The sequence below is a fragment of the Larkinella soli genome (assembly GCF_003703975.1).
Lineage (GTDB): Bacteria > Bacteroidota > Bacteroidia > Cytophagales > Spirosomataceae > Larkinella > Larkinella soli.
The window spans coordinates 144,104-167,022 of sequence record NZ_QTJY01000002.1 but is presented as its reverse complement, the minus strand read 5'-3'; the positions used below and the strand labels follow the sequence as shown (position 1 = coordinate 167,022).

Annotated in this window: 22 protein-coding genes; 10 read left to right on the top strand and 12 right to left on the bottom strand. The window is 58.0% G+C overall.

Annotation, left to right across the window (positions count from 1 at the left end):
* Positions 1 to 6: 6 nt before the first annotated feature.
* The 4 genes from map (at position 7) to nhaD (ending at position 4,322) form a co-directional block, all read left to right on the top strand.
* Entirely contained in the window at positions 7 to 774 is a 768-nt protein-coding gene (gene map / locus DX909_RS06940; RefSeq protein WP_128544425.1) for a type I methionyl aminopeptidase, read from the top strand.
* A 1-nt stretch (position 775) separates the two neighbouring features.
* Positions 776 to 1,462 carry a response regulator transcription factor gene (locus tag DX909_RS06935; protein WP_128544424.1) on the top strand — a complete coding sequence of 229 codons (687 nt, stop codon included), beginning with the start codon at positions 776 to 778 and terminating at the stop codon, positions 1,460 to 1,462.
* 4 nt (positions 1,463 to 1,466) lie between these two features.
* Entirely contained in the window at positions 1,467 to 2,834 is a 1,368-nt protein-coding gene (locus DX909_RS06930) for a sensor histidine kinase (RefSeq protein ID WP_128544423.1), read from the top strand.
* Positions 2,835 to 3,050: 216 nt separating this feature from the next.
* Positions 3,051 to 4,322, top strand: a complete 1,272-nt coding sequence (gene nhaD / locus DX909_RS06925; RefSeq protein WP_128544422.1) for a sodium:proton antiporter NhaD — start codon at positions 3,051 to 3,053, stop codon at positions 4,320 to 4,322.
* A 451-nt stretch (positions 4,323 to 4,773) separates the two neighbouring features.
* Here the strand turns inward: nhaD and DX909_RS06920 are convergent, their stop codons facing one another.
* From DX909_RS06920 to DX909_RS06900, 5 genes are all read right to left on the bottom strand, one after another.
* On the bottom strand, positions 4,774 to 5,253 hold the full coding sequence (locus DX909_RS06920) for a nuclear transport factor 2 family protein (RefSeq protein WP_128544421.1): 480 nt from the start codon (positions 5,251 to 5,253) through the stop codon (positions 4,774 to 4,776).
* A gap of 12 nt (positions 5,254 to 5,265) precedes the next feature.
* A complete protein-coding gene (locus tag DX909_RS06915) occupies positions 5,266 to 6,234 on the bottom strand; it encodes a threonine ammonia-lyase (protein ID WP_128544420.1) in 969 nt (322 codons plus the stop codon).
* Between the two features lie 32 nt (positions 6,235 to 6,266).
* Entirely contained in the window at positions 6,267 to 7,070 is an 804-nt protein-coding gene (locus DX909_RS06910; protein ID WP_128544419.1) for an alpha/beta fold hydrolase, read from the bottom strand.
* Positions 7,071 to 7,275: 205 nt separating this feature from the next.
* Entirely contained in the window at positions 7,276 to 7,755 is a 480-nt protein-coding gene (locus DX909_RS06905) for a methylated-DNA--[protein]-cysteine S-methyltransferase (protein WP_128544418.1), read from the bottom strand.
* A gap of 100 nt (positions 7,756 to 7,855) precedes the next feature.
* Positions 7,856 to 9,088: a PQQ-dependent sugar dehydrogenase gene (locus DX909_RS06900; RefSeq protein WP_128544417.1), complete on the bottom strand. Its 1,233-nt coding sequence runs from the start codon at positions 9,086 to 9,088 to the stop codon at positions 7,856 to 7,858.
* 293 nt (positions 9,089 to 9,381) lie between these two features.
* On the opposite strand from DX909_RS06900, the gene DX909_RS06895 reads away from it, so the two are divergent.
* From DX909_RS06895 to DX909_RS06885, 3 genes are all read left to right on the top strand, one after another.
* Entirely contained in the window at positions 9,382 to 10,206 is an 825-nt protein-coding gene (locus tag DX909_RS06895; RefSeq protein WP_128544416.1) for a serine O-acetyltransferase, read from the top strand.
* A 108-nt stretch (positions 10,207 to 10,314) separates the two neighbouring features.
* Complete coding sequence (locus tag DX909_RS06890) at positions 10,315 to 10,866, top strand: RNA polymerase sigma factor (protein WP_128544415.1); 552 nt, start codon at positions 10,315 to 10,317, stop codon at positions 10,864 to 10,866.
* 48 nt (positions 10,867 to 10,914) lie between these two features.
* Positions 10,915 to 11,265, top strand: a complete 351-nt coding sequence (locus DX909_RS06885; RefSeq protein ID WP_128544414.1) for a thioredoxin family protein — start codon at positions 10,915 to 10,917, stop codon at positions 11,263 to 11,265.
* Here the strand turns inward: DX909_RS06885 and DX909_RS06880 are convergent, their stop codons facing one another.
* The 3 genes from DX909_RS06880 to DX909_RS06870 all read right to left on the bottom strand — a co-directional run bounded on the left by DX909_RS06880 (position 11,266) and on the right by DX909_RS06870 (position 13,671).
* Complete coding sequence (locus DX909_RS06880; RefSeq protein WP_128544413.1) at positions 11,266 to 12,144, bottom strand: SDR family oxidoreductase; 879 nt, start codon at positions 12,142 to 12,144, stop codon at positions 11,266 to 11,268.
* 15 nt (positions 12,145 to 12,159) lie between these two features.
* Positions 12,160 to 12,753 (bottom strand): TetR/AcrR family transcriptional regulator, encoded by a 594-nt coding sequence (locus tag DX909_RS06875; RefSeq protein ID WP_128544412.1) that lies wholly within the window; start codon positions 12,751 to 12,753, stop codon positions 12,160 to 12,162.
* A 168-nt stretch (positions 12,754 to 12,921) separates the two neighbouring features.
* Positions 12,922 to 13,671 (bottom strand): SAM-dependent methyltransferase, encoded by a 750-nt coding sequence (locus tag DX909_RS06870; protein WP_128544411.1) that lies wholly within the window; start codon positions 13,669 to 13,671, stop codon positions 12,922 to 12,924.
* Between the two features lie 59 nt (positions 13,672 to 13,730).
* Here DX909_RS06870 and DX909_RS06865 point away from each other — a divergent pair, with 59 nt between their 5' ends.
* On the top strand, positions 13,731 to 14,651 hold the full coding sequence (locus DX909_RS06865; RefSeq protein ID WP_128544410.1) for an ROK family protein: 921 nt from the start codon (positions 13,731 to 13,733) through the stop codon (positions 14,649 to 14,651).
* Positions 14,652 to 14,677: 26 nt separating this feature from the next.
* Here DX909_RS06865 and DX909_RS06860 read toward each other — a convergent pair whose 3' ends face one another.
* The 4 genes from DX909_RS06860 to DX909_RS06845 form a co-directional block, all read right to left on the bottom strand.
* On the bottom strand, positions 14,678 to 17,263 hold the full coding sequence (locus tag DX909_RS06860) for a TonB-dependent receptor (RefSeq protein WP_128544409.1): 2,586 nt from the start codon (positions 17,261 to 17,263) through the stop codon (positions 14,678 to 14,680).
* 236 nt (positions 17,264 to 17,499) lie between these two features.
* Entirely contained in the window at positions 17,500 to 18,552 is a 1,053-nt protein-coding gene (locus DX909_RS06855) for a sugar phosphate isomerase/epimerase family protein (RefSeq protein ID WP_128544408.1), read from the bottom strand.
* 36 nt (positions 18,553 to 18,588) lie between these two features.
* Positions 18,589 to 19,734, bottom strand: a complete 1,146-nt coding sequence (locus DX909_RS06850; RefSeq protein WP_128544407.1) for a Gfo/Idh/MocA family protein — start codon at positions 19,732 to 19,734, stop codon at positions 18,589 to 18,591.
* 75 nt (positions 19,735 to 19,809) lie between these two features.
* Positions 19,810 to 20,946 carry a Gfo/Idh/MocA family protein gene (locus DX909_RS06845; RefSeq protein WP_128544914.1) on the bottom strand — a complete coding sequence of 379 codons (1,137 nt, stop codon included), beginning with the start codon at positions 20,944 to 20,946 and terminating at the stop codon, positions 19,810 to 19,812.
* Between the two features lie 239 nt (positions 20,947 to 21,185).
* On the opposite strand from DX909_RS06845, the gene DX909_RS06840 reads away from it, so the two are divergent.
* The gene (locus DX909_RS06840) at positions 21,186 to 22,439 is read left to right on the top strand and encodes an MFS transporter (protein ID WP_128544406.1); all 1,254 of its coding nucleotides are present in this window, start codon (positions 21,186 to 21,188) and stop codon (positions 22,437 to 22,439) included.
* Positions 22,440 to 22,720: 281 nt separating this feature from the next.
* Positions 22,721 to 22,900: a hypothetical protein gene (locus DX909_RS06835; RefSeq protein WP_164851210.1), complete on the top strand. Its 180-nt coding sequence runs from the start codon at positions 22,721 to 22,723 to the stop codon at positions 22,898 to 22,900.
* The last annotated feature ends 19 nt before the right edge of the window (positions 22,901 to 22,919 follow it).

Below are 22,919 nucleotides of genomic sequence, written 5' to 3'. Positions count from 1 at the left end.
AAAACCATGTCATTAGAATCACAACAGGATTGGGCCGGCATCCGGCAAATTGGAGAAATCGTGGGCCGGACGCTGTACCTGCTGCGTCAGTTTACGCGCCCCGGCTTATCGACCAAAGACCTCGACACCATCGCGCTGGAACTGCTGGCCCGCCACGGTGCCCGGCCCGCGCCCAGGCTGGCCTACGGTTTTCCGGGAGCTATCTGCATCAGCGTCAATGAGGAAGCCGCCCACGGCATTCCCAGTCCGGCGAAAATTCTGAAGGAAGGCGACCTGATCAACATCGATATTTCGGCCGAACTCGATGGTTATTTTGCCGACAACGGGGCGTCGTTCGTGATCGGGGAGGCCGGGCCGATTAAACGCCGGCTGGTCGAATGTTCGCAGTCGGCGTTGCGGAAGGCACTGAACGTGGTGCGGGCCGGTGCCCGGATCAACGAGGTAGGACGGGTGGTCGAGCGGGAGGCCCGTCAGCACGGTTTCCGGGTCATCACCAACCTGGCCGGCCACGGCGTCGGGCGGGCCATCCACGAGGCTCCGCACGAGATCCTGTGCTACTACGACAAATCGGTCAAAAGCCGGTTCCGGAAAAATACGGTCGTGGCCGTCGAAACCTTTATCTCCAGCCGGGCTTCCTACGTGGTCGAACGGAAGGACGGCTGGACGCTGGCGACCCCCGACGGGAGCTGGGTGGCCCAGCACGAACATACGGTGATCGTGACCGACGGTGATCCCATCATCGTCACGGAGGCCAACCGCCTTTGGGATTACTGACATGAAGCGGATCCTGATCATCGAGGACGACCGCCGGATTGCGCAGAACATCGGCCGGGGGCTGGCGGAGGAGGGCTACGAAACCGAGATTGCCTACGAAGGCTACAACGGACGGGACCTGGCCCTCCGGCAATCGTTCGATCTGATCCTGCTTGACATTAACCTGCCGGGCCTGAACGGCTACGAAATCTGCCGGAATATCCGGGCCGAAAAACCCCAGCTGCCCATCATCATGCTGACGGCCCTGGGGGAGATCGAGGATAAGGTAGAGGGGCTGGAACGGGGTGCCGATGACTACATCGTCAAACCGTTCGATTTCCGGGAGCTGAACGCCCGCATTGCCACCTGTCTGCGCCGGGCCGAAGTGCTCCAGCGGGATGCCGCCGACGAGGTGCTGCACATCGCCGACCTGGAGGTGAACGTGACGACCAAACAGGTGAAACGGGGCAGCACCACCATCGACCTGACCGCCCGGGAGTTCGCCCTGCTCGAATACCTGCTGCGGAACCGGGGAAGGGTGGTTTCCAAAATAGACCTGGCCGAGAAGGTCTGGAGCCTGAATTTCGATCCGGGTACCAATGTAGTGGAGGTATATATCAACTATTTACGGAAGAAAATCGACCGTGGCTTCGAACCCCGGCTCATTCACACCCGCGCCGGCATGGGGTATGTTCTAAAAGTAGAGTAGCTCCATGAAGATCAGAAACCGGATTGCCCTTCAGTTCTCGCTGATCGTTGCGTCGATCCTGCTGGTTTTCTCGTTCATCATCTACCTGACCTCGGCGGCCTACGCCCGGGAGGACTTCTACGACCGCCTGAAAAGCAAGGCCCGCACCACCGCCCGGTTTCTGGTCATGGTCAGTGAGGTGGACCAGAAACTCCTGAAAATCATCGACCGGAACACGCTGACTGCGCTTTATGACGAAAAGGTGCTGGTCTTCGACGAAAAGAACCGGCTGATCTATGCGAGCGTCGACGATCAGGTGATTCATTACCAGAAACAACTCCTCGACGAGGTCCGGCAGCAGAAGGACGTGGAAACCTGGAGCGACCAGAATCAACTCGTCGGCATCCTGTTCGAGGAGAGCGGCCGGAAACTGGTGGTGCTGGCCTCGGCCTATGACCTCTTCGGCCGCAACAAACAGCTCAACCTCGGGATCACCCTGGTCTGGGGGCTGATCTTCGGGATCGGGATCACCGTCGGTCTTGGTATCTTCTTCGCCGGACAGTCGCTCCAGCCCATCGACCAGATCAACCGGCAGATCTCGACCATCACCGCCCGCAACCTCCAGCAGCGGCTCGACGAAGGCGACCGGAAAGACGAAATCGATCAGTTGGCCGTCAACTTCAACGTCGTGCTGGGGCGGCTCGAACAGGCTTTCGAACAGCAGCGCAGTTTCGTCTCCCATGCCTCCCACGAACTCCGCACCCCGCTGGCCGCCCTGAAATCGGAAATTCAGCTGGGCCTGCTCCGCCGGTTCAGCCCGGAAGAATACCAGGAAATCCTGAACAACCTGCTATCCGATACCGACCGGCTCATCAACCTGACCAACAGCCTGCTGTTTCTGGCCCGGACGCTGGAGAACCTCACCCAGATGCCCCTCGTACCGGTCCGGATGGAGGAGGTCGTGCTGATGGCAAAGGACGAACTGATCAGCGCCAAGCCGGAATACCGCATCGAGTTCGATTATGAGAACCTGCCCGATTCCGAAAACGAAACGATGGTTTCGGGAAATGAGGAACTGCTGAAGCGGGTGTTGCAGAACCTTCTGGACAATGCCTGTAAGTACTCCACCGACCGAACGGCCCGGATCCGGATCGGGACGGACCGGAAGTTCTGCCGGGTCAGCATCGAAGACCGGGGCATCGGCATGGCTCCGGAGGAAATGGAGCGGGCTTTTGAGCCGTTTTACCGCTCGCCGAAAGCCGTCGGGTTTGAAGGGTTCGGCATCGGGCTGCCGATCTGCCAGCGGATCGTCGAGCTGCACCAGGGGCGGATCACCGTCGAAAGCAGGCTGCACGAAGGAAGCCGGTTTACGGTCTGGCTGGCTCATCTTTAGCCGGTTTTTAACTTTTTTCTAACGTCCTTCTAAGTGTTTTCTAATACCGCAGCCGCATCTTTGTCATGGAAAGGCGTTTCACCGGACACAGTCCAGCCTGCGCCGGTCTCTCTTTTGTGCGGAAACTAATAGAAGATTTTTGGCAAAAATTGCTAATTCAGGTGTTCCTAATAACCGGTTACCAGGTGACCGGTTATTTTTTTAATTCCTTCGACAATGATTATACTGCTGATAATTCTCTTCTTCCTGGGCTACCTGCTGATTACGCTGGAGCATACCATCCGGCTGAACAAGGCGGCCACTGCCCTGCTGACCGGCGTTCTGGCCTGGACCGTATACCGGCTGTATTCACCTGCCCACGAACCCGTGGTGGAGGAACTGACGCACCACCTTGCGCAGATCGCCGAGATTGCCTTTTTCCTGCTCGGCGCCATGACCATCGTGGAGCTGATCGACGCCCACAACGGCTTCCAGATCATTACTGACCGCATCCGCACCCGGCGCATCCGAACGCTGTTCTGGGTCATCGGAGGCATTACGTTCGTCCTGTCGGCCCTGCTCGACAACCTGACGACGGCCATCGTCATGGCGTCCCTGCTGCCCAAGCTGATTCCCTTTCAGAAGCTTCGCCAGCTGTTTGCCGGAATCATCATTCTGTCGGCCAATGCCGGAGGGGCCTGGTCACCGCTGGGCGACGTCACCACGACCATGCTCTGGATCGGCGGACAGATTTCGACCTCGGCGGTCGTTCTGACCCTGATTCTTCCGAGTCTCGTCGCCCTGATCGTTCCCCTGCTGATCCTGCACTTCCGCTTTTCCGGGCCGGTCGAACCGGTCGAGGCTTTCAGGCCGGAGTCGGAGGCATCGGTGACGGCCCGCGAACGGAACACTATGTTTCTGACCGGGGTCGGTATGCTGGTGATGGTGCCGGTGTTCAAGGTGCTGACCGGGCTGCCTCCCTACCTCGGTATGCTGCTGGGGCTGGGAACAGTTTGGGTGATGTCGGAAGCGCTGCATCACCGGAAGGACGAGGAAGACCGCCGGCCGCTGTCGGCCGCCTATGCCCTGAGCAAAATCGACACGGGCAGCATCCTGTTTTTCGTGGGAATTCTGCTGGCGATCGGGGCGCTGGAAGCCGCCGGCATCCTGGAGCAGGTGGCGCACTGGCTCGACCGGAACGTGGCTTCCGTAGAACTGACGACGCTGGTGATCGGCCTGGCCTCGGCGGTGGTCGACAACGTGCCGCTGGTGGCGGCTTCCATGAGCATGTATAGTCTGAAGACTTTCCCGCAGGACCACCGATTCTGGCATCTGCTGGCCTATTGTGCCGGCACCGGGGGCAGCCTGCTGCTGATCGGATCGGCGGCCGGGGTGGCGGTGATGGGCATCGAGCGGCTGACGTTTACCGGTTATCTGAAGCAGATCGGTCCGCTGGCGCTGGCCGGTTACGCGGCCGGGGCGCTGGTGCTGTTCTGGATCGTTTCCTGAACCGGCCCGGTTTGACCGAATTCTAATTTTTTTCTAATCGGGTTCTAAGGAGTCTTTAAGGGGGCGGTCCCATCTTTACACTGTAAACCTCTTTAAAGCATATGTCCTGGTTAGAATACAGTCAAAGTGTTTTAGACAAGGTTGAGTTCGACCGGGGGCTGTTTCGAAAGGAACTGCGCAAACTGCTTCGATGGCTTTCTCCGGTAGAACGCATACAACTGCTCCGCTGGTGTCGACATCGCATGGCCCGGACTCGAATTTCCGGGGCCGGCAGAATCGTAAATTTGGCTGAATAGGAGTGTTTTCTTAGCGTTTTAGGCAGAATGGAGTAGCCGGTCCAGCCTTGGGCCGGCTATCTTGTTGTTAAAGCCCGGAAGAGGACGACCGCTTTCCGCCGGACGGCCTGATTTCACTAGTTGTCGGGCCAAGCGGAGGGACGTCCGCCGGCAATCTACACGGCCGGGCCTGATTCCCGGAGCGCCTGAAGGGCCAGCGCCGGGAGCTGCCGGTTCCCGTCCTCGTATTTAAAATGAAAGGTCATGCGGGTAATTTTCCACCCTCCGTTCTCCGACCGAAGCCGGAAATCATAGGTGCCGGCTACCGTCCAGACCGGCAGCCCGGTTTCGGTAGGCAGGTAATGCGTGGCCGTACCGTAGCAGAACACGGCAGCTTCGGCTTCGGTCAGCCGGACGCGATGGTTGCCGATCAGATGGTGTGTTGCCTGAAAACCGGGCAGGAAGCCCCGCCAGTCCTCCGCGATCCCGGCCGGAGTCAGGGTGGCCGGCTCTCCGCCGTTCATCGACGTATAGTCCAGCACGAACGGATCGGCAAAGCAGGTCTGAAGGGCGTCCCAGTCGTGGGAATCGCTGTATAAAAAAACGCCGTTGACGGTGTCGATGATCGACTGCCAGGTTTCAAAAGTCAGGGACATAAGGCACGGTTTTTAAGAGGAGAACGGCAGTTTTCCCAGATCTACGTTACCGCCGGACAGAATGATTCCGACCTTCCGGCCCGCAAACCGGTCGGGGTGTTTCAGCAAGGCCGCCAGCGGCACCGCCCCGGACGGCTCCACCACTATCTTCATCCGCTCCCATAACAGCCGCATGGCGGCCACGATTTCAGCATCTGAAACGGTCAGGATGTCCGTCACGTGTTCCCGGATATAAGCCAGGGTGCGGTCACTGAGCGTCGTCAGCAGGCCGTCGGCGATGGTATTTACGACCGGAGCTTTCTCCACCCGTCCCGACGAAAACGACAATACCGCATCGGCCGCTCCGTCGGGTTCGGCCGCCACCACCTGCGTAGTTGGGGAGAGGAAGTGCGCACTCAGCCCGGTGCCGCTTAGCAGACCGCCCCCACCGACGGGCGCCATCAGGAAATCAAACGGCTGGTCATTCCCGGCGTCTTCGATCAGTTCCCAGGCGGCCGTGGCCTGGCCGGCGATCACACGGTCGTCGTCGAAGGGATGAATTAGGGTGGCTCCGGTGCGCTCGATTACTTCCCGGACCCCCTCTTCCCGGGCTTCCAGGGTAGGCTCGCACTCGATGATTTCGGCGCCGTAGGCCCGGACGGCGGCTTTTTTAACCGAGGGGGCCGTGCGGGGCATGACGATGAAGGCTTTTACTCCGACCTGCCGGGCCGCAAACGCGACCGCCTGGGCGTGATTGCCGGAAGAATGGGTGGTGACCGGGCCGAGCCGGCGGCCTGCCTTCTGTTCGGTTTCCAGCAGTTGCAGAACGGCATTGAGGCCGCCCCGGGCTTTGAAGGCCCCGATCTTCTGAAAGTTTTCGGGTTTGAAGAAGACCCGCGCTCCGCCGATCCGGTCCACGGTGTCGCTGGTCAGCACGGGCGTGCGGTGGATGTGGGGCCGGATGCGTTCGTGCGCGGCCCGAATGGTTTCCGGAGTAATCATAGAAAGGCAAAGGTACGCAATCCCGGCGGGGTTTAGTTCGCCGATCCCTGGGCGGTTTGGGCGCCGAACCCCACACTGTCGAATATCAGCTTCCGGACCAGTTCCGTATGGGAGTTGGTGATCATGTGTCCGGCATCGGGCAGGAAGATGAATTCAGCCGGTTTTCCCGCCAGAACGCCTTTGGCAAATTCAAGGTTTTTCGGATCCACCAGCCAGTCGCGCCCGCCGTGGAGGAGCGTCACCGGGACGTTCAGCTTCGGCCAGAGCGGTTCCATCTGACGCAGTTCGGAGACATGGGTGAATTTCTCGGCCGTAGCGAGGTTCAGCTGCCGGGGCAGGAACAACTGAATGGGCGGCAGCTTTCCCCATTTGGAGAACCAGAAATACTTCTCCCTCGTCGGATCGAGCGGGGCCGCCACCAGGAACAGGTGTTTGATGCGGCCCGGATAGAGCATCGCCAGCCGGGCGGCTATCGGGGCGCCGTAGGAGCGCCCCAGCACCACGGCCTTCCGGCCCGAATGGTTCAGGTTAAGGGCGTGGGCGATCCACTGCGCCTGCCGGGTGATGGAAGTATAGGGTTTGCGGCCTTTCCGGGACTTGCCGTACCCCGGCCGGTCAACGGCCAGAATATGGAACTGCTTCTGGATCAGCGTATCGTCGATGACTTTCAGATATCCATACCACGAACCCGGAGCCCCATGAATCAGCAGGAGAGGAGGGAGGGTATCCGGGCCGATGCTGGCTACGAAGAGCCGCATACTGTCGTTTTCGACGGTAATATAGGTCGGTTTCACGGCCCGGCCCGCAAAATGTTCCTGAATCTCACGGTCGCTCATCCGCCATCGCCGGAAGCAGCCGGTAGTAGTGGTCAGAAGTACAAGAAAAAGGAATAATTGAACCAGTTTCACGCTGAGACGAAAAGCCGTTGGCAACTATGGTTAAGAAAAACAGCAAAATCAGGACCAATTTAAGCCTTTACTCCCTAAATCTCCAACCCCGAACACTTAACTTCCCAAATCCTGAACTTCTCCACCCCCCAACTCAAAATCCCAGACTCAACTGGCCGTCATCGCCCTTTTCGTGGTCGAGCAGCCATTTTTTGCGCCAGAGGCCGCCTGCGTATCCGGTCAATTCGCCGTGGGAGCCGATGATCCGGTGGCAGGGAATGATGATCCAGACCGGGTTTTTTCCGTTGGCGGCCGCCACCGCCCGAATTGCTTTTTCGCTGCCCAGCCGACGGGTCAGGTCCATGTAGGACAGCGTTTTTCCGTAGGGGACCTCCGCCAGCGTCTGCCAGACCGAACGCTGAAAAATGGTGCCGTGCGGGTAGAGGGGAAGGTCGAAAGAACGACGGCGGCCGGCGAAATATTCCTCCAGCTGGCGGGCGCAGCGATGCAGGACCGCCGGCACGAAAAGGGAGTCCGGAACCGGCTCGCTGAGGCAGCGAACGCTGGCGATACCGTCTTCATTGCCCGTAATGACGGCATAACCCAGGGGGGTGTGAAGGGTGGTGGTATACATGACGGTTCAGGAAGTTTTCCCTAAACTACACAGGAATATCGCATAAAAAAAGGCAGGGTCGGTGAGACCCTGCCTTCGTTTAACCAGCTGCCGAAAAATGTTACCGCATAGACTGTCTCACCACAAACCGCTTCACTATACCGCTACTGTGATCCAACACATACAGCTCCCGATTGGCATCCTCACCGAAGGCCGAAACCGGTCCGGCGTCGCTGGTTAATAACTGGTTGTCGGTTTTTCGATCGCCTTCAAAGCTCAGCGCCCAGATGCGGCCGCTGGCGTAATCACCGTACACATATTTTCCGATCAGAGCGGGGATCTGCTTTCCCCGGTAAACGACACCCCCCGTGATGGAAACCCCCTGGTCACGGGGATACTGGTGGATGGGGTCGATCAGTTTTCCCTGATCGCAGTTACTGCCGGGATTGAAACAGTCTTTCGCTTCTTTCAGTCGCCAGCCGTAGTTGCCGCCTTTGGTAATGATATCGACTTCTTCCAGTTTATTCTGTCCAACATCGCCTGCCCAGAGCTGGCCCGTCTGCGTGTCGAAGCTCATCCGCCAGGGGTTGCGCAGCCCGTAGGCGTATAGTTCCGGAAGGGCGTTCGCGTTTCCGACAAACGGGTTGTCGGCCGGAATGCCGTAGTGGCCTTTGTCCGTCTTGTCGACGTCGATGCGCAGCACTTTTCCCAGATAGGATTTGAGGTTCTGCCCATGGTTCTGCGGATCACCCCCACTGCCGCCGTCACCCGTGGCGATGTACAGAAAACCGTCCGGTCCGAAAGCCACCTTGCCGCCGTTGTGGTTGGCATAAGGCTGCCCGAATTTCAGCAGGACCGTCTCCGTCGAGGCATCGACCCGGTTCTGGCCGGGCGTCGCTTTGAAACGGGCAATGACCGTTTCGCGCGGGTTATTTTTCGTATAGTTGACGTAGAAATAACCGTTCTGTTTAAAATTCGGATGGAAGGCGAGACCCAGCAGGCCCATCTCCCCGCCGGCAGCGACTTTATTGCGAATGTCCAGATACACATCGGCATTCTTTACCGAAGCGTTGTTGTCGAAGACCCGGATGCGGCCTTCCTGTTCTACCAGAAACACACGATTGGTGCCGTCACCGGCGTGTGTAAATTCGACGGGCTGTTCAAATTTCAGACCCGGAAAGGCGTTCACCAGCTGGACGTCCGCCGGACCAGTGATCGCCGGGGTGCCAGTGAGCTGCGCATTGTCCGGGCCGGTCTCCCGGGACTGGCAGGCCGTCGACACCAGCAGGGCGAAGAGAGCCGTTGCAACCAGTGATCCCAACAGGGCCACAGCCGTTTTTTTGATGTGAGCCATTATGGTATGCATGTAGTTTATTATTTTCGACGTAGCAACTTGTCGGCCAAAGCCAAAGAATGAACTTTATGGCCCTGTTTTTGTTTCTGATTCAGCGAATTGTGGTATAAAATGAAGACAAAGTCCGTTCACCGGCCAGTTACCTGCTGTTGTTGCCGTTCCTCACATCGGGGAGGGTGATCCACGATCTTTGCCGTAACTTTTTCACCCTCAGCATGAGGGCTTTTTTTTACCCCAAATCAAAATAATTATATAGATTCGATAGTCTTAGTAGATTTTACAACTGTTTTTCTATGAATGCGAACGAGCAGCAGCGTTTCTTTGAACGAATGGCCGAACAGAATGCCGCTTTCCGCTACCGGCTGCCGTCGCGGCCCGATGTAGGTCGGTTTATCGACAGCCTGATCCGGTTCATGTTTCCCATTACGCAGGATTGTAAACAGTTTGTCATCAGTACGGCCGACACCTACGCCGACCTGAAACGTCAGCTGAGCTGTCTGCTCAAACCGCTCGAAGACCACCTTCCGGCCGACCGGGACGCGACGACGGAACGATTTTTCGACCTGCTTCCGGCTACCTATGAAGAAATGCTGCTGGATGCCCATGCCATTGCCGCCTTTGACCCGGCGGCCGTCGGGGTGGAGGAGGTCATCGCCATTTATCCGGGCTTTTATGCCATCGCCGTCTATCGGGTGGCTCACGTCCTGACCGGGCTGGAAGTGCCGCTGCTCCCCCGGATGATGACCGAATACGCCCACGGACACACCGGCATCGACATTCATCCGAACGCCAAAATCGGATCTTCCTTCTTCGTCGACCACGGCACCGGCGTCGTGATCGGGGAGACGGCCGTCATCGGCAGCAACGTCAAGATTTACCAGGGCGTCACCCTCGGAGCGACCAACGTCGCCAAGTCGATGGCTTCCAAAAAGCGGCATCCGACCATCGAAGACAACGTCATCATCTACGCCAACGCCACCATTCTGGGCGGTAAGACGGTCGTCGGCCACGATTCCGTCATCGGCGGGAACGTCTGGCTGACTCACACCGTCGAACCCTATTCGCTGGTTTTTCACAATAGCGAAATCGAAGTACGATCGCTGGCGGAGGAACCCTGACGTTTTTATAAAAAAATTCCGGCCCGCCGGGTGATTGCGGCCGCCTGCCGGGAATGAAGGAGTGAGCGGCCCGCAGAATGGACTTCGGGCCGCAAAGAAACCACTGCAATGAACGGTGTTTGCGAATTTGCCCTCGTGGAAGGGCTGCGATCCGGCGAAGCTTCGGCTTTCGAGTTACTTTATAAACAGTATTATCCCCCGGTGGCCCGGTTCATCCGCCGGAACCACGGCACGGAGGGTGATGCCGAAGATGTTTTTCAGGAATCGGTGGTGGTGCTCTACCAGAAAATCCTTCGGCCTGACTTTCAGCTGAGGTCTACCCTCAAAACCTTTCTCTACGGCATCGCCCGGAACCTCTGGTTGAAAAAACTCCGGGACGACAAGCTGATTACCACCGACGAAGAGGAACTGATTACGCTCCAGGACCGTCGCGACGCGCTGTCGGAGGAAACCGCTTCGGACGAGATGCGTGAGCAGCAGGTCCATGCCTGGATGAACCGGATCACGGGTCACTGCCGGCACGTTCTGAAATCCATCTACTTCCGGGAGGAGCCGATCACCGACCTCATGTCGACAATGGGCTGGAAAAACCTGCACACGGCCGCCAACCAGAAATACAAGTGCATCCAGCAGTTGAAAAAAGTTTCGGAAAACGGGTGATTCGTAGCGGTATCCCGGTATTCATTGAAAAATCAACTTCGTTTTCCAATGAACACACAATCAAAGAAGGCGGTTTACGCCACTGACCACAACTGGGATGAACTGATGGCCAAAGGAGGATTGCTCGTTGTCGATTTCGGTGCCGACTGGTGCGGGCCCTGCCGCCGGATGGAGCCGATCATCAATGAACTGGCTTCCGACCTCGACGGCACCGCCACCGTCGCGACCTTCGACGTCGAGTCCAACCCGGTGATCACCAGCCGTTTCAACGTCCGCAACCTGCCGACTATTCTGTTTTTCCGCGACGGCGAGCTGGTTCACCGCCGGATCGGCCTGACGCCCAAACACCTGCTGGCCCAGGACGTCAGCGGTCTGCTGGCAACGACGGCCGTTCTCTGATCAGGGACACTGACGGGCAAACTCGCGGATCGTCGTTTCCGGTTTGCCCAGTTCCTGCCATGATCTCTCCGCTTCAAACGTTTCGGGATACTTATTCAGGGCCTCGGTGATGTGGGCTCCATAATGAGCCTGCTGCGCCAGTTTGCCGGCTGCCTGGACCACCCAGTGCGGCACGGTCGTGATTTTCAGCCGGGCTTTCGGATAATGGGCGGCAAACTGCCGGGCCGCATCGTCCTGCGTAATTGGCTCGGGGCCCTGAATGACGTATTCCTGCGGTTTTCCCTCCTCCGCCTGCTGAAAAGCGCGGGCTACCTGCCGGCCGTAATCCTGGGCTGCGATAAAATACAATTTCACCGGCGATTTCCCGACCAGCAGGATGCGGTTCCCGAGCCGCTGCTGGAAGGGTATGGTTTCCATGAAGCTGGACGGGTAAAAGAGGCTGTAGGGAATCCCGGAGGCTTTGATGAGTCGGACGGCGGCCTGTTTGACGTCGAAGGCCCACCAGTGAAACCCGTTCATGCCCTGGTACCGCATGACAAGGGAGGACAGGTAACCGATGCGCCGGATACCCGCAAACCGGGCGGCATTCAGCAGATTCTGCAATCCGTCGGATTCGGTGTGGAAAGCGGTTTCCTTTTCCGGCTGTCTGATGGATAAATTCAGGTATACGGCATCCTGCCCCTGCAGGCCGGCCAGCAGACTTTTTTCGTCAGCCAGGTCTCCCCGCACTACTTCGGCTTCCGGAAACAAGGGGCGTACGGAATCGGGGTGACGGGCCAACACCCGAACCTGAAAGCCCGCCCGGATCAGTTCTTCCGTCACCGGACGGCCCAGCATTCCCGTTGCGCCGATGACGGCGATGGAATGAATGGAAGGCATAGGAAATCAGGAACTTCAGCGCAGGCCGCGCACAAACCGACGGATAGACTCACGGTAGACCTGCTCCGACTGCTCCAGCGGCTGGTGGTCGCGGAGCATCATGGCGAGCGTGATCATGCCGTGCGACAGCGACCACCACTCGAAATAAAGCTTCTGAATACTTTCCTTGGATTTGGGAATAAATGAGAACAGAATTTCCCGGATGATCGCACTGACGGCTTCCATCTCGCTCGATTCACAGACGGGCAGCGTGCAGTAGGCACCGTCGAGGTTATACATTACCTGGTAAATTTCGGGGTGGTCTATGGCGAATTGCCACTGGCCGACGGACATCTCGAACAGTCGTTTTTCAGGGTCCCGGTAGACGTGCCTGATGCGTTCGTACTCCTGGCGTAAGTGGCGAAAACCTTCGTTCCGGATTTCATCCAGCAGGACATCCTTGCTGTCAAAATACTCGTAAACGATGGGGGCGCTGTAATCGATTGCGTCGGCAATTTTGCGGATGGAGACCGCCTGCCAACCTTCGCGTCGGGCAATTTCTTTGGCCGTCAGGACAATTCCCGTACGGGTCTGTTCCCGACTTCTTTGCTTACGCTCCAGAATTTCCATTAGGTTATCGGCAAGTTAACAGTGTTAATATTAGCCGTTAAACTACGGAGATCTGAGCGAAAGTGCCAACTAACGATCAAATTTTCTGAAAATTATACAATAGATGCAAAAAACATTTTCCCTAACCGCTTCAAGTTCAAATAATTGCTTATTTGCTTGGCCTAATAATTAAAATCCGGCTGGATTTTTCCGCGAAACGATCAGCAGCCGGTCGTCGCCCAGCCGGAAATCGGTGCCGTCGAGGTTGCCGAAAAGTTCGGTCACTTCCAGCTCCGCTTCCTGAAACAATCGGCAGAGTCCGGCTACCGTATACAGGTAATGCTGGGCCAGACGGTGTTCGGTATGGTCGCGACGGAGGTAGGTCAGTCGGGAGTCGATGCGGCTTTGCCGGGCGTCGTATTCATTTTCCATCAGCACGGTAATGTCGCCGACGCTGACCCAGGTCCGTTCCTGAAAATCGGGCAGGACGCTTTCGGCAATCATGCCGGTATCGGCCACGAACCACGCCCCGTCCTTCAGTTGTCCGGCAATTTTCTGAAGGAAGGCCAGCATGCGGTCGTGCGGAAAAAAGCTGAAGCTGTTGCCAAAACAGAAAGCCGCATCGAAGCCGCCGGGCAGGGGAACGGTCAGGACGTCCCCCGAAACCGTCTCGACAGCCAGCCGCTCCCTGCGGGCCGCAGTACGGAACTCTTCCAGATACTCCTCCGAAATGTCGACGCCGGTCACCCGGCAGCCGCTACGGGCCAGGGGCAGGGCGTGGCGGCCGTACCCGCAGAACACGTCGAGCACCCGCCAGCCCGGCTCCAGATTCAGGACGTCCAGCAAAAAATCGCACTCCAGTTCGGTTTCCTCCTCGTCCTGGGCGGTTTTCCAGGCCTCCTGAATCATTCCGTGAAAAAAGTTTTCGTACCAGGCCATAGAGGAGATTGACGGTTAATTTTACATTTGAAATTATTTCCAAAATTAACTCTTCTTCAATGCAGACCTACTGGGGTATCGACCTGGGCGGTACCAAAATCGAAGGCGTCGTCCTTTCCGCTCCCTCCCCGGATGCGGTGGTGATCCGGAAACGGATCGATACGGAAGCCGAAAAAGGATACCCGCACATCGTTCGTCAGGTCGGCCGGCTGGTCGATCTTCTGAAAGCCGAAACCGGATACCGTCCCGACCACATCGGCTTCGGAACGCCCGGCACCTTCGACCCGGGCCGGCAGGTGATGAAAGGCTGCAACACCACCTGCCTGAACGGAACGCCCCTTCCGCTGGAACTCGAAAAAACGCTGGACGTGCCGGTGACGCTCGCCAACGACGCCAACTGCTTTGCGCTGGCCGAGGCCACGCTTGGGGCGGTGCCGGAGGTAGCCCCGGATTTCCGGTCGGTATTCGGCGTCATCATGGGTACGGGCGTCGGCGGGGGAGTGGTGTTTCGCGGAAAAGACGGCCAGCCTGTGGTGCTGAACGGCCTTCAGGGCATCGGCGGAGAGTGGGGCCATATCATCCTGGAGGAGAACGGCTATCCCTGTTTCTGCGGAAAGCGCGGATGCAATGAGCAGGTTTTCTCCGGTCCGGCCCTCCAGCGGTTCTATCATGACGTGAGCGGGGAAAAGCGCAGTCTGAAAGAAATCTACGAACGCCATAAAGCCGGAACCGACGCCTTCGCCACCCAGACCATCGAGCGGCTTCTGGAAGGGTTCGGTCGGGCCATCTCAGTCATTATCAACGTTCTGGACCCTGACGCCATCGTCCTGGGGGGCGGTGTCGGCAACATCGACCTGCTGTACACGGAGGGAGTCGAACGGGCCAAAAAATACGTCTTCAACGAAGGCCGCCTGAGCACCCCCATCCTCCGCCCCAAACTCGGCGACAGCGCTGGCGTGTTCGGGGCCGCAATGTTGTAAGGAGTTGGGGCGTCTGCCCCCGCTCCTTACCGCGGTCTGCCTCCGGCCGGGGCCTGCTGCTGCTGGCCTCCTCCACCGCCGTTGTCACCGCCCTCCTTGATGTCGTCGTTATTGACCGACTTGCGACGGCGGCCCTGGGGCTGATCGAAGCTCATCTTGCCGATCCGGTGGCTGAACGTTACCCGGAAGCCTCTATTGTAGAAGTAGTTGAGGCTCGTCTGCTCGAAGGTGGGCGAGGTGAGCTGGGTGCGGAGTTTGAACGGATTGGTGAAGAAGTTCTCGGCCGCCAGCCCAAGGCTGCCCTTCGTCTGGCCCTTGCTGTCCTTGAAGTCTTTCTTGAAACCGAGGCTGTAGAAGGCAAAACCGCTCTGGTAGCCCTGCAACTGCACGTCCCGGCCCCGGATGAAGCCGAAGCCCTGCGCGCCCCAGCCTTTCTTCAGGGTGAGGCTGGTGAAGAACCGACCGGTGACGATCCAGCCCGAGTTGCTCGTGTTCAGCGAAGGGGTGGGGCTGTTGTTGGTCACGTAGGAATAATAGGCGTCGACCCCACCGCCGATCTGCCATTTGGAGAACAGGCTGGCGTTTCCGAAGAGGTTGGCGCCGTAGTTCTCCTTGTGGCCGATGTTCTGGTAGGTCGTCGTGATGACGCCCCCTTCGCTCGTCGTCCGCACGCTTTCGATGGAGTTGTCGGTCCGGCGGGCGAACAGCGAGAAATTCAGGAAAGTCGATTTGATGTACGTACTGGTCGAGAGTTCGAGGTTATCGGTCAGTTCCGGTTCGAGGTACGGGTTGCCGCGGGTGATGTTCTGCGGGTTGGCCGCATTCACGTTCGGATTCAGAAACTGGATGCCGGGCCGCTGCAAACGCCGGTTGTAGGCCACCTTGACGGTTTTACCGCCCTTTAACGTTTTAGAGATATTGATGCTCGGCACCAGGTTTCCGTAGTTGGGAAGGTTGATGGCTTCACCCGGGGTTTCGGTCCGGAAGGTCGCGTCGATCATGGTGTATTCGTACCGGGCTCCGGCCTTGAACGTGTATTTACTTTTGGTCGTGTAGGTATACGACAGATACGTGGCCGCCACGTTCTGGTCGTAGTCAAGCCCGTTGTTCGGCCGCAGGGGGTTCGGGCCGTAGGAACCTTCGCTGCCCGTCGAGACAAAATACCGGTAGTCGCTGTTCACCTGCCGGAAAATGCCTTTTCCTCCGAACTCCAGCAACTGATTGGTTTTCACCGGCGTCTGGTAGTCGATCTGGAGGGTGGTTTCCTGGTTATAGCTGCTGTTGTCGTTGCGGTCGCGGCCCGTCACGACGAAGGCGTTGCCCAGCAGTTCGGCCTCGTAATTGTTGGTCCGGTTATTCCGGCTGTATTGCGTCAGAATGCTGAATTCCTGCTGCGGTTTCTTATAAGTTCGGGTATAATCGACGTTCACGTCTACCGTACCGGACAGGTCCTGGATGTCGACGTCGCGGTTGGTCGTCTGCGAAGGAAGGATTCCGCCGGGGAAGAGGATCGTCGTGAGGTTCTGCGACGTTTTTCCGTTCCGGGCGCCGTAGCGGATGTTGGCCGTGATGCTCTGGTTTTTAGCAAGGTCGTAGTCCCAGCCCAGCTGGTAGTTACCGAAAAGTCCCTGGTTGCGGGTATCGGCAAACTGCCGGGTTTCCGAGGTGCGGCCGTCGAAGTAGCTGCGCTGCGTATTCTGGAACCGCCCTTTGATGTTGTAGTTGGCCCGGCCGAAACCGCCGAGGCTGAAACCCATCTTGCCGACCCGGTAATTGCCGTTCACCCCGAGGTTCGAGCCCCGGTTGCCCACCCCGCCGTCGATGTTGAGCGTCAGGCCCTGCAACGTGTTTTTCTTCGTAACGATGTTGATGATCCCGGCCGAGCCTTCGGCGTCGTATTTGGCCGAGGGAGACGTAATGACCTCCACGGTCTTGATCATATCGGCGGGAATCTGCTTGAGGGCGTCGGCTACGCTGCTGGCCACGATTGTAGACGGTTTGTTGTTGATCAGCACCCGCACGTTCTGGCTGCCCCGGAGCGTCACGTTGCCGTCGAGGTCGACCGAGAGCATCGGCACCTTGCGCATCACGTCGGTCGCGTCCCCGCCCTTGTTGGTAATGTCCTTGTCGGCGTTGTAGACCAGCCGGTCCACTTTTTCCTCGACCAGTGCCGCCTGCCCGACCACGTTCACTTCGCTGAGAGTCCGGATGTCCGGGCTGATCATTAGGTTTCCGAGGTTGATCTCGGTGCCCCGGCCGATCTTCAGGACGCCGGTTTCCTTGTTTTTATAGCCCAGGAACGAAACCTGAAGGCGGTAATCGCCCGCAGCGAGTTTGGAGAGTGTGAATTTCCCCTTGTCGTCGGAAGTGGTTCCGTCGATGGGTTTACCGGTCTGAACACTTAGTAGGGCCACGGTGGCGAATTCCACCGGCTTACTGGTGGTGGAATCGACCAGCGTGCCCGAAATCTTTCCGTTGCCGCGGGGCGCATCGGGGTTGGCCGTTCCGGGAATCGTGGCGGCCGGCCGGCTGCCGCCGGGGCCGCCCATCGGAAACTGGGCCTGGCTAAAAGTGGAACAGAAAAGAAGAAAGAGAGGTAGAATCTTTTTCATGGCAGGTTGTATGGATTGGTCTGGGAAGACATGGGGTAAAGAGTTACAAAAATAGGGTGTCGATTTCTCTATAAGACAACCCGTTTGACTATCGGGTTTTGAATCGGGCGGAGCGGTGAAAAGCCGGTTCGAGTGGCGGGCCCTTCGGGTCCTTGCCCTGAACGGAAACCGAAACAAATAAAAAACCGGCCGAATCCTGAGGACCCGGCCGGTTGTAGGAGCGAAAACGCGATTCGTTACAGACCCAGCACGCGCTTGTTGAAGTCTTCGTCGGCACCCGTGCCGGCAAAGTCGTCGAACGCCCGTTCCGTAACCTGGATGATGTGACTTTCGATGAAGGGCGCACCTTCTGCTGCTCCCTGTTCGGGGTGTTTGATGGCGCACTCCCACTCCAGAACCGCCCAGCCGTCGTAGTCGTACTGCGCCAGTTTGCTGAAGATGCCGCCGAAATCCACCTGACCGTCGCCCAGCGAACGGAAGCGACCGGCCCGCTCGACCCAGCCCTGATAACCGCCGTACACGCCCTGTTTGCCCGTCGGGTTGAACTCGGCATCCTTGACATGGAAGGCATAAATCCGGTCGTGGTAGAAGTCGATGAACTGGAGGTAGTCGAGCTGCTGGAGCACGAAGTGGCTTGGGTCGTAGTTGATCCCGGCCCGCGGGTGCCCGTTCAGGTAGTTGAGGAACATCTCGAAGGTGATGCCGTCGTGGAGGTCTTCCCCCGGATGCAGTTCATACCCGACGTTCACGCCCGATGCGTCGAAAGCATCCAGAATCGGCTTCCAGCGGTTCGCCAGTTCCTGAAACGCCGTGGTGGTCAGACCGGCCGGGCGCTGGGGCCAGGGGTAGACGAACGGCCAAAGCAGCGCGCCCGAGAAGGTGACGTGGGAGGTCAGCCCCAGGTTTTCGCTGGCTTTGGCGGCCCACATCAGCTGCTGAACGGCCCATTCCTGCTGTTCTTTCGGCCGTCCGGCGAGTTCGGCCGGTCCGAAGCCGTCGAACATGGCGGCATAGGCCGGATGAACCGCCACCAGCTGGCCTTGAAGGTGAGTCGAAAGTTCGGTGATCTCCACCCCGATGTCCTTCAGCTTCCCGCTCAGGTCATCGCAGTAGCCCTTGCTCTCGGCGGCCTGTTTCAGGTCGATCACCCGGGGGTCCCAGGTGGGCAGCTGAATGCCTTTATACCCAAGCCCGGCCATATATTTCGCTATGGATTCGAGGGAATTGAAGGGTTCGGTATCGCCCAGAAACTGCGCCAGAAAGACGGCGGGGCCTTGAATTGTCTTCATATTGTTTTATGGTTTTGGCTATAAAATGGACCGGGTTCAGATCTCGACCCAGCCCTGCTTCCGGTTCGATTCCAGAATTTTTTCGCAGATGAGCAGCTCGCGGTAGCCGTCGGCGAAAGTCGGGAAGGTCGGGGCTTCCGGCTGCTTTCCGGCTTCGATGGCCGCATACACCTCTTTGAACATCTGCTTGGACGTATCCGGAAAGCCTTCGTTGTGGCCGCCGGGGAACGAGATGACCGAGCGGGCTTCGGGATAGAACAGCGAGGGATCGCGCATCAGCGTCTCGTTGTAGCCGTCGCGGTTTCCGATCCAGAGTTCATTCGGAGCTTCGGAGTTCCAGGCGAAGGTTTTCTTCGAACCGGCGATTTCCAGCTTCATCTGGTTTTTCCGGCCCGCCGATACCTGCGATACCGTAATGACGCCCCGGTTGCCGTTGTCGAAACGCAGCAGCACGTTGGCGTGGTCTTCGGTATTGATGGGTACGTCGGCGTAGTCTTCCGGCTGGAGCATCTTGCCCGAATAGGTTTCCACCGGTTTGAGCGGCTTCTTGCGCGTTTTGTGAATGGTGTTGAAATCGGCCATCACGGCTACGGTTTTGAGCCCGGTGATGTATTCCAGAACGTCCATCAGGTGGGAGCCGATGTCGGCGATGGCGCGGGAGTCGCCGGATTTGTCCGGCTCCAGACGCCAGTTGTAGTCCGTCTCGTAGAAAAGCCAGTCCTGAAGGTACGATCCGATGATGGAGTACACCTCGCCCAGATCACCTTTCTCGCGCATCACCTTCATCTGGCGGGCCAGCGGGTAATACCGCAGGTTGAAGTGAACCGCGTTGACCAGCCCCGTCTGAGCGGCCAGCTGAACCAGTTCTTCGGCTTCCTTCAGGTCTTTCGCCAGCGGCTTTTCACAGACGACGTGTTTTCCCGCTTCCAGGGCGGCTTTCGACTGCGAGTAGTGCAGGAAGTTGGGCGTACAGATATGCACACTTTTGATGTCGTCCTGTTTCAGCAGGTCCTCAAAGGTGTAGTAACGTTGGATGCCGAGCCCTTCGGCTTTCTGTTTGGCCAGCTCGACGGTCACTTCGCACAGGGCGGCTACTTCGACGTTCGGAAGCCGACGCAGGGCTTCGATGTGGGCCGGGCCGATGAAGCCGGTTCCTACTACACCAACTTTGACTTTTTCCATTTTTTTCAGTTAGAGTACTTTTTGGTTTGGGATAAACGAGTTGAATAAAGGTGGTTTCGAAGGGACGGGCTGCGCTTACTCGACAAACTTCGTCCATTTTTCGTTGGACTGATTCGATTTGAGGAGCGTTTCGATGAAGGCGAGCCCCCGGATGCCGTCCTCAGCCCCCGGAAAGTCGGCATAAACCGGGTCGGGTTCCTGGCCGTTCATCCGGCTGCGCAGGGTGATGGCGAAGTTGCGGTACAGGTTGGCGAACGCTTCGAAGAAACCTTCCGGGTGACCCGCCGGAACCCGGATGTGGGCCCGGGCCGCGGCCGACAGCTCCCCGACGCCCGGCCGGAGAATCCGCCGGCCCTCCTGCGACTTGTAGATCAGCGTGTTCGGCTCCATCTGGTGCCATTCCAGCCCGCCGAGTTCCCCGTAGATGCGGATGTTGAGGCTGTTTTCCTCGCCGTTGGCGATCTGGCTGGCGTGCAGCACACCCTTGACCCCGTCTTCGAAATGCAGCAGCACGTTGCCGTCGTCGTCGAGCTTGCGGCCTTCGACAAAGATGGTCAGGTCGGCGCAGAGTTCGGTGATTTTCAGGCCCGTGATGTATTCGGCCAGGTTCTCGGCGTGTGTGCCGATGTCGCCCATGCAGCCGGCCGCGCCGGACTGGGCCGGGTCGGTCCGCCAGATGGCCTGTTTGTAGTCGGTGGCTTCTTCCAGCTTCGACAGCCAGCCCTGCGGGTATTCCACGACGATCTTGCGGAGCTTGCCGAGCTTGCCGCTCCGGACCATCTCGCGGGCTTCCTTCACCATCGGGTAGCCGGTATAGTTGTGGGTGAGGCAGAACAGCCGGCCGGTTTCCTTTACGATGCGGGCCAGTTCCTTCGCTTCGGCCAGGTTCAGGGTCATGGGTTTATCGCAAACCACATGGAAACCGTTTTCAAGGGCCAGTTTGGCGGGCGGAAAGTGGACGTGGTTGGGCGTCACGATCGACACGAAATCCATCCGTTCTCCCTCGGGAAGCTCCTTTTCCCGGAGGATCATTTCTTCGAAACTGCCGTATACGCGGTCTTCGGGCAGATAGAGCGCCCGGCCGGTCGCTTTCGATTTTTCAGGGTTCGAGCTGAAGGCTCCGCAGACCAGTTCGATTTCACCATCGAAGACGGCAGCCCGGCGGTGAACAGCCCCGATAAAGGCTTCAAGGCTACCGCCAATCATGCCCATCCGAATTTTTCTGTGCGTCATGGTAGACTGACAACTGTGGGTTTGGTTGAGAAATAGGCGTTTATAGAGGGACGTCCGGCTTCTGAAGGGCGGAACTCCGCCGAAAATACGGACATCGACGAGCAAACCTCGTTAAATTTCGGCGGGGAAATTAGCAGGTTTACTTATTTTTCGGAAATTTTGCATATTTCCCTTCGTTAAATCTTAGCAACTATCAACTAAACCCCCTGCATCTCATTATGTCGACAACGCACATTAACCGAAGCCGACTTTTCAACGCCAGTTGTTTCGCGCTTATCACGACGGCGTTCTCCTTCAGTATCCGGGCCGGTATCCTGCCTCAGCTGGGGACCGAGTTCGGATTGTCTGCCGAGCAACTGGGGTATATTAACTCCATGTGGTTTTTCGGTTTTCCGATTTCCATGATCATCGGGGGGCTGGTGTACCATACCGTCGGACCGCGGATCATCATGTCGGTGGCCTTCCTTTCCCACACCCTCGGTATTCTGCTCACGATCTACTCGGGCGGCTATACCGGTCTGCTGCTCTCGACGTTCCTGATCGGCCTCGGCAACGGATGTACGGAAGCCGCCTGTAACCCGATGATCGCCGATATGTACACCGGGTCGCAGATGAACAAGATGCTGAACCGCTTTCACATGTGGTTCCCGGGTGGTATCGTGGTCGGTAGTCTGATTTCCAAGTTCATGACCGACGCCGGGCTGCCCTGGCAGGCGCAGATCTGGGTGATCCTGATCCCGACCATCGTGTATGCCTTCCTTTTCTTCGGTCAGACGTTCCCGAAAGCCACCGTCGAGGGTGCTTCTTCTCTGTCCAACAACTTCAGAGCCATGCTGACTCCGCTGTACCTGTTCATGTTCTGCTGCATGGCCCTGACGGCCATCTCCGAATTCGGTCCGCAGCAGTGGTCCAGCCTGATTCTGAGTAAGAGTGGTGCCAGCCCGATGCTGATTCTGGCCCTGGTGACGGGTCTGATGGCCGTCGGCCGGTATTTCGGCGGGCCCATCATCCACCGGCTCGACCAGACCGGCGTTCTGCTCGGTTCGGCCGTTTTCGCCACCATCGGCATCTACCTGCTCAGCACCCAGACCGGGGCGATGGTGTATGTAGCCGCCGTCTTCTTCGCCATCGGCGTGTGCTACTTCTGGCCGACGATGGTCGGTTTCGTGGCCGAGCGGATTCCGAAAAGCGGGGCCCTGGGGATGTCCATCATCGGGGGCGTCGGGATGTTCTCTTCCTATATCTTTCAGCCGATTATCGGTCGCTGGATCGACACCGAGCGGGCGGAGAAAGCAGCGGCCGGTCTGTCGGGCGATGCGCTCGAACTGGCCGCCGGACAGGCGACCCTGGCCAAAATGACCACGTTCCCGATCATCCTGATCGTGGCCTTCTCCATCCTGTATTTCCTGATGCGAAACCGCAAACCGGGACACATCGACGAAAAGGTGGTTTCGCAGCAGCCCCAGCTATAAACGAATACTTAATCATCTATTAACGAAAACCCGCCGTTTTGGCGGGTTTTCCGTTTTTTATCACTTTCTCATTAAATTTTAGTAAAATTTTGCCGGGTTTTACTGAATTTTATTAACTTTGAATGATCGCAATCGAGCTTCCTAAACGGCCGTTGCGACTGTGTAACCGTAGCACCTTGAATCACTTAACCCACATGAAACCTTTGAACCCGTCTTATCAATGGCCGGATTTGAAACTTTCAAACTGGCAGGTTATCCAACTATCCATCTTGTCGCTTTTAATGGTTGCCATGTTTTTCTGGCGGATGCAGTATGAGCAGGTCCGGGAAACGATTTCGACCACCAAAGGCATGATTCAAACGGTGACTTCGCCGGGCAGCGACCCGGGCGTCACCACCACGTTCTCCAACTCGCTGGCCTCCGGAATGCACCGGCTGAGCCAGAAAACCCGCAACGACTGACTCCGACCGTTTACCGACG

What these genes read in the sequence shown, in the direction of transcription:
- map (WP_128544425.1), top strand. Translation starts at nt 7, where the DNA reads ATGTCATTAGAATCACAACAGGATTGGGCCGGCATCCGGCAAATTGGA.
- DX909_RS06935 (WP_128544424.1), top strand. Translation starts at nt 776, where the DNA reads ATGAAGCGGATCCTGATCATCGAGGACGACCGCCGGATTGCGCAGAAC.
- DX909_RS06930 (WP_128544423.1), top strand. Translation starts at nt 1,467, where the DNA reads ATGAAGATCAGAAACCGGATTGCCCTTCAGTTCTCGCTGATCGTTGCG.
- nhaD (WP_128544422.1), top strand. Translation starts at nt 3,051, where the DNA reads ATGATTATACTGCTGATAATTCTCTTCTTCCTGGGCTACCTGCTGATT.
- DX909_RS06920 (WP_128544421.1), bottom strand. Translation starts at nt 5,253, where the DNA reads ATGTCCCTGACTTTTGAAACCTGGCAGTCGATCATCGACACCGTCAAC.
- DX909_RS06915 (WP_128544420.1), bottom strand. Translation starts at nt 6,234, where the DNA reads ATGATTACTCCGGAAACCATTCGGGCCGCGCACGAACGCATCCGGCCC.
- DX909_RS06910 (WP_128544419.1), bottom strand. Translation starts at nt 7,070, where the DNA reads ATGAGCGACCGTGAGATTCAGGAACATTTTGCGGGCCGGGCCGTGAAA.
- DX909_RS06905 (WP_128544418.1), bottom strand. Translation starts at nt 7,755, where the DNA reads ATGTATACCACCACCCTTCACACCCCCCTGGGTTATGCCGTCATTACG.
- DX909_RS06900 (WP_128544417.1), bottom strand. Translation starts at nt 9,088, where the DNA reads ATGGCTCACATCAAAAAAACGGCTGTGGCCCTGTTGGGATCACTGGTT.
- DX909_RS06895 (WP_128544416.1), top strand. Translation starts at nt 9,382, where the DNA reads ATGAATGCGAACGAGCAGCAGCGTTTCTTTGAACGAATGGCCGAACAG.
- DX909_RS06890 (WP_128544415.1), top strand. Translation starts at nt 10,315, where the DNA reads ATGAACGGTGTTTGCGAATTTGCCCTCGTGGAAGGGCTGCGATCCGGC.
- DX909_RS06885 (WP_128544414.1), top strand. Translation starts at nt 10,915, where the DNA reads ATGAACACACAATCAAAGAAGGCGGTTTACGCCACTGACCACAACTGG.
- DX909_RS06880 (WP_128544413.1), bottom strand. Translation starts at nt 12,144, where the DNA reads ATGCCTTCCATTCATTCCATCGCCGTCATCGGCGCAACGGGAATGCTG.
- DX909_RS06875 (WP_128544412.1), bottom strand. Translation starts at nt 12,753, where the DNA reads ATGGAAATTCTGGAGCGTAAGCAAAGAAGTCGGGAACAGACCCGTACG.
- DX909_RS06870 (WP_128544411.1), bottom strand. Translation starts at nt 13,671, where the DNA reads ATGGCCTGGTACGAAAACTTTTTTCACGGAATGATTCAGGAGGCCTGG.
- DX909_RS06865 (WP_128544410.1), top strand. Translation starts at nt 13,731, where the DNA reads ATGCAGACCTACTGGGGTATCGACCTGGGCGGTACCAAAATCGAAGGC.
- DX909_RS06860 (WP_128544409.1), bottom strand. Translation starts at nt 17,263, where the DNA reads ATGAAAAAGATTCTACCTCTCTTTCTTCTTTTCTGTTCCACTTTTAGC.
- DX909_RS06855 (WP_128544408.1), bottom strand. Translation starts at nt 18,552, where the DNA reads ATGAAGACAATTCAAGGCCCCGCCGTCTTTCTGGCGCAGTTTCTGGGC.
- DX909_RS06850 (WP_128544407.1), bottom strand. Translation starts at nt 19,734, where the DNA reads ATGGAAAAAGTCAAAGTTGGTGTAGTAGGAACCGGCTTCATCGGCCCG.
- DX909_RS06845 (WP_128544914.1), bottom strand. Translation starts at nt 20,946, where the DNA reads ATGGGCATGATTGGCGGTAGCCTTGAAGCCTTTATCGGGGCTGTTCAC.
- DX909_RS06840 (WP_128544406.1), top strand. Translation starts at nt 21,186, where the DNA reads ATGTCGACAACGCACATTAACCGAAGCCGACTTTTCAACGCCAGTTGT.
- DX909_RS06835 (WP_164851210.1), top strand. Translation starts at nt 22,721, where the DNA reads ATGGTTGCCATGTTTTTCTGGCGGATGCAGTATGAGCAGGTCCGGGAA.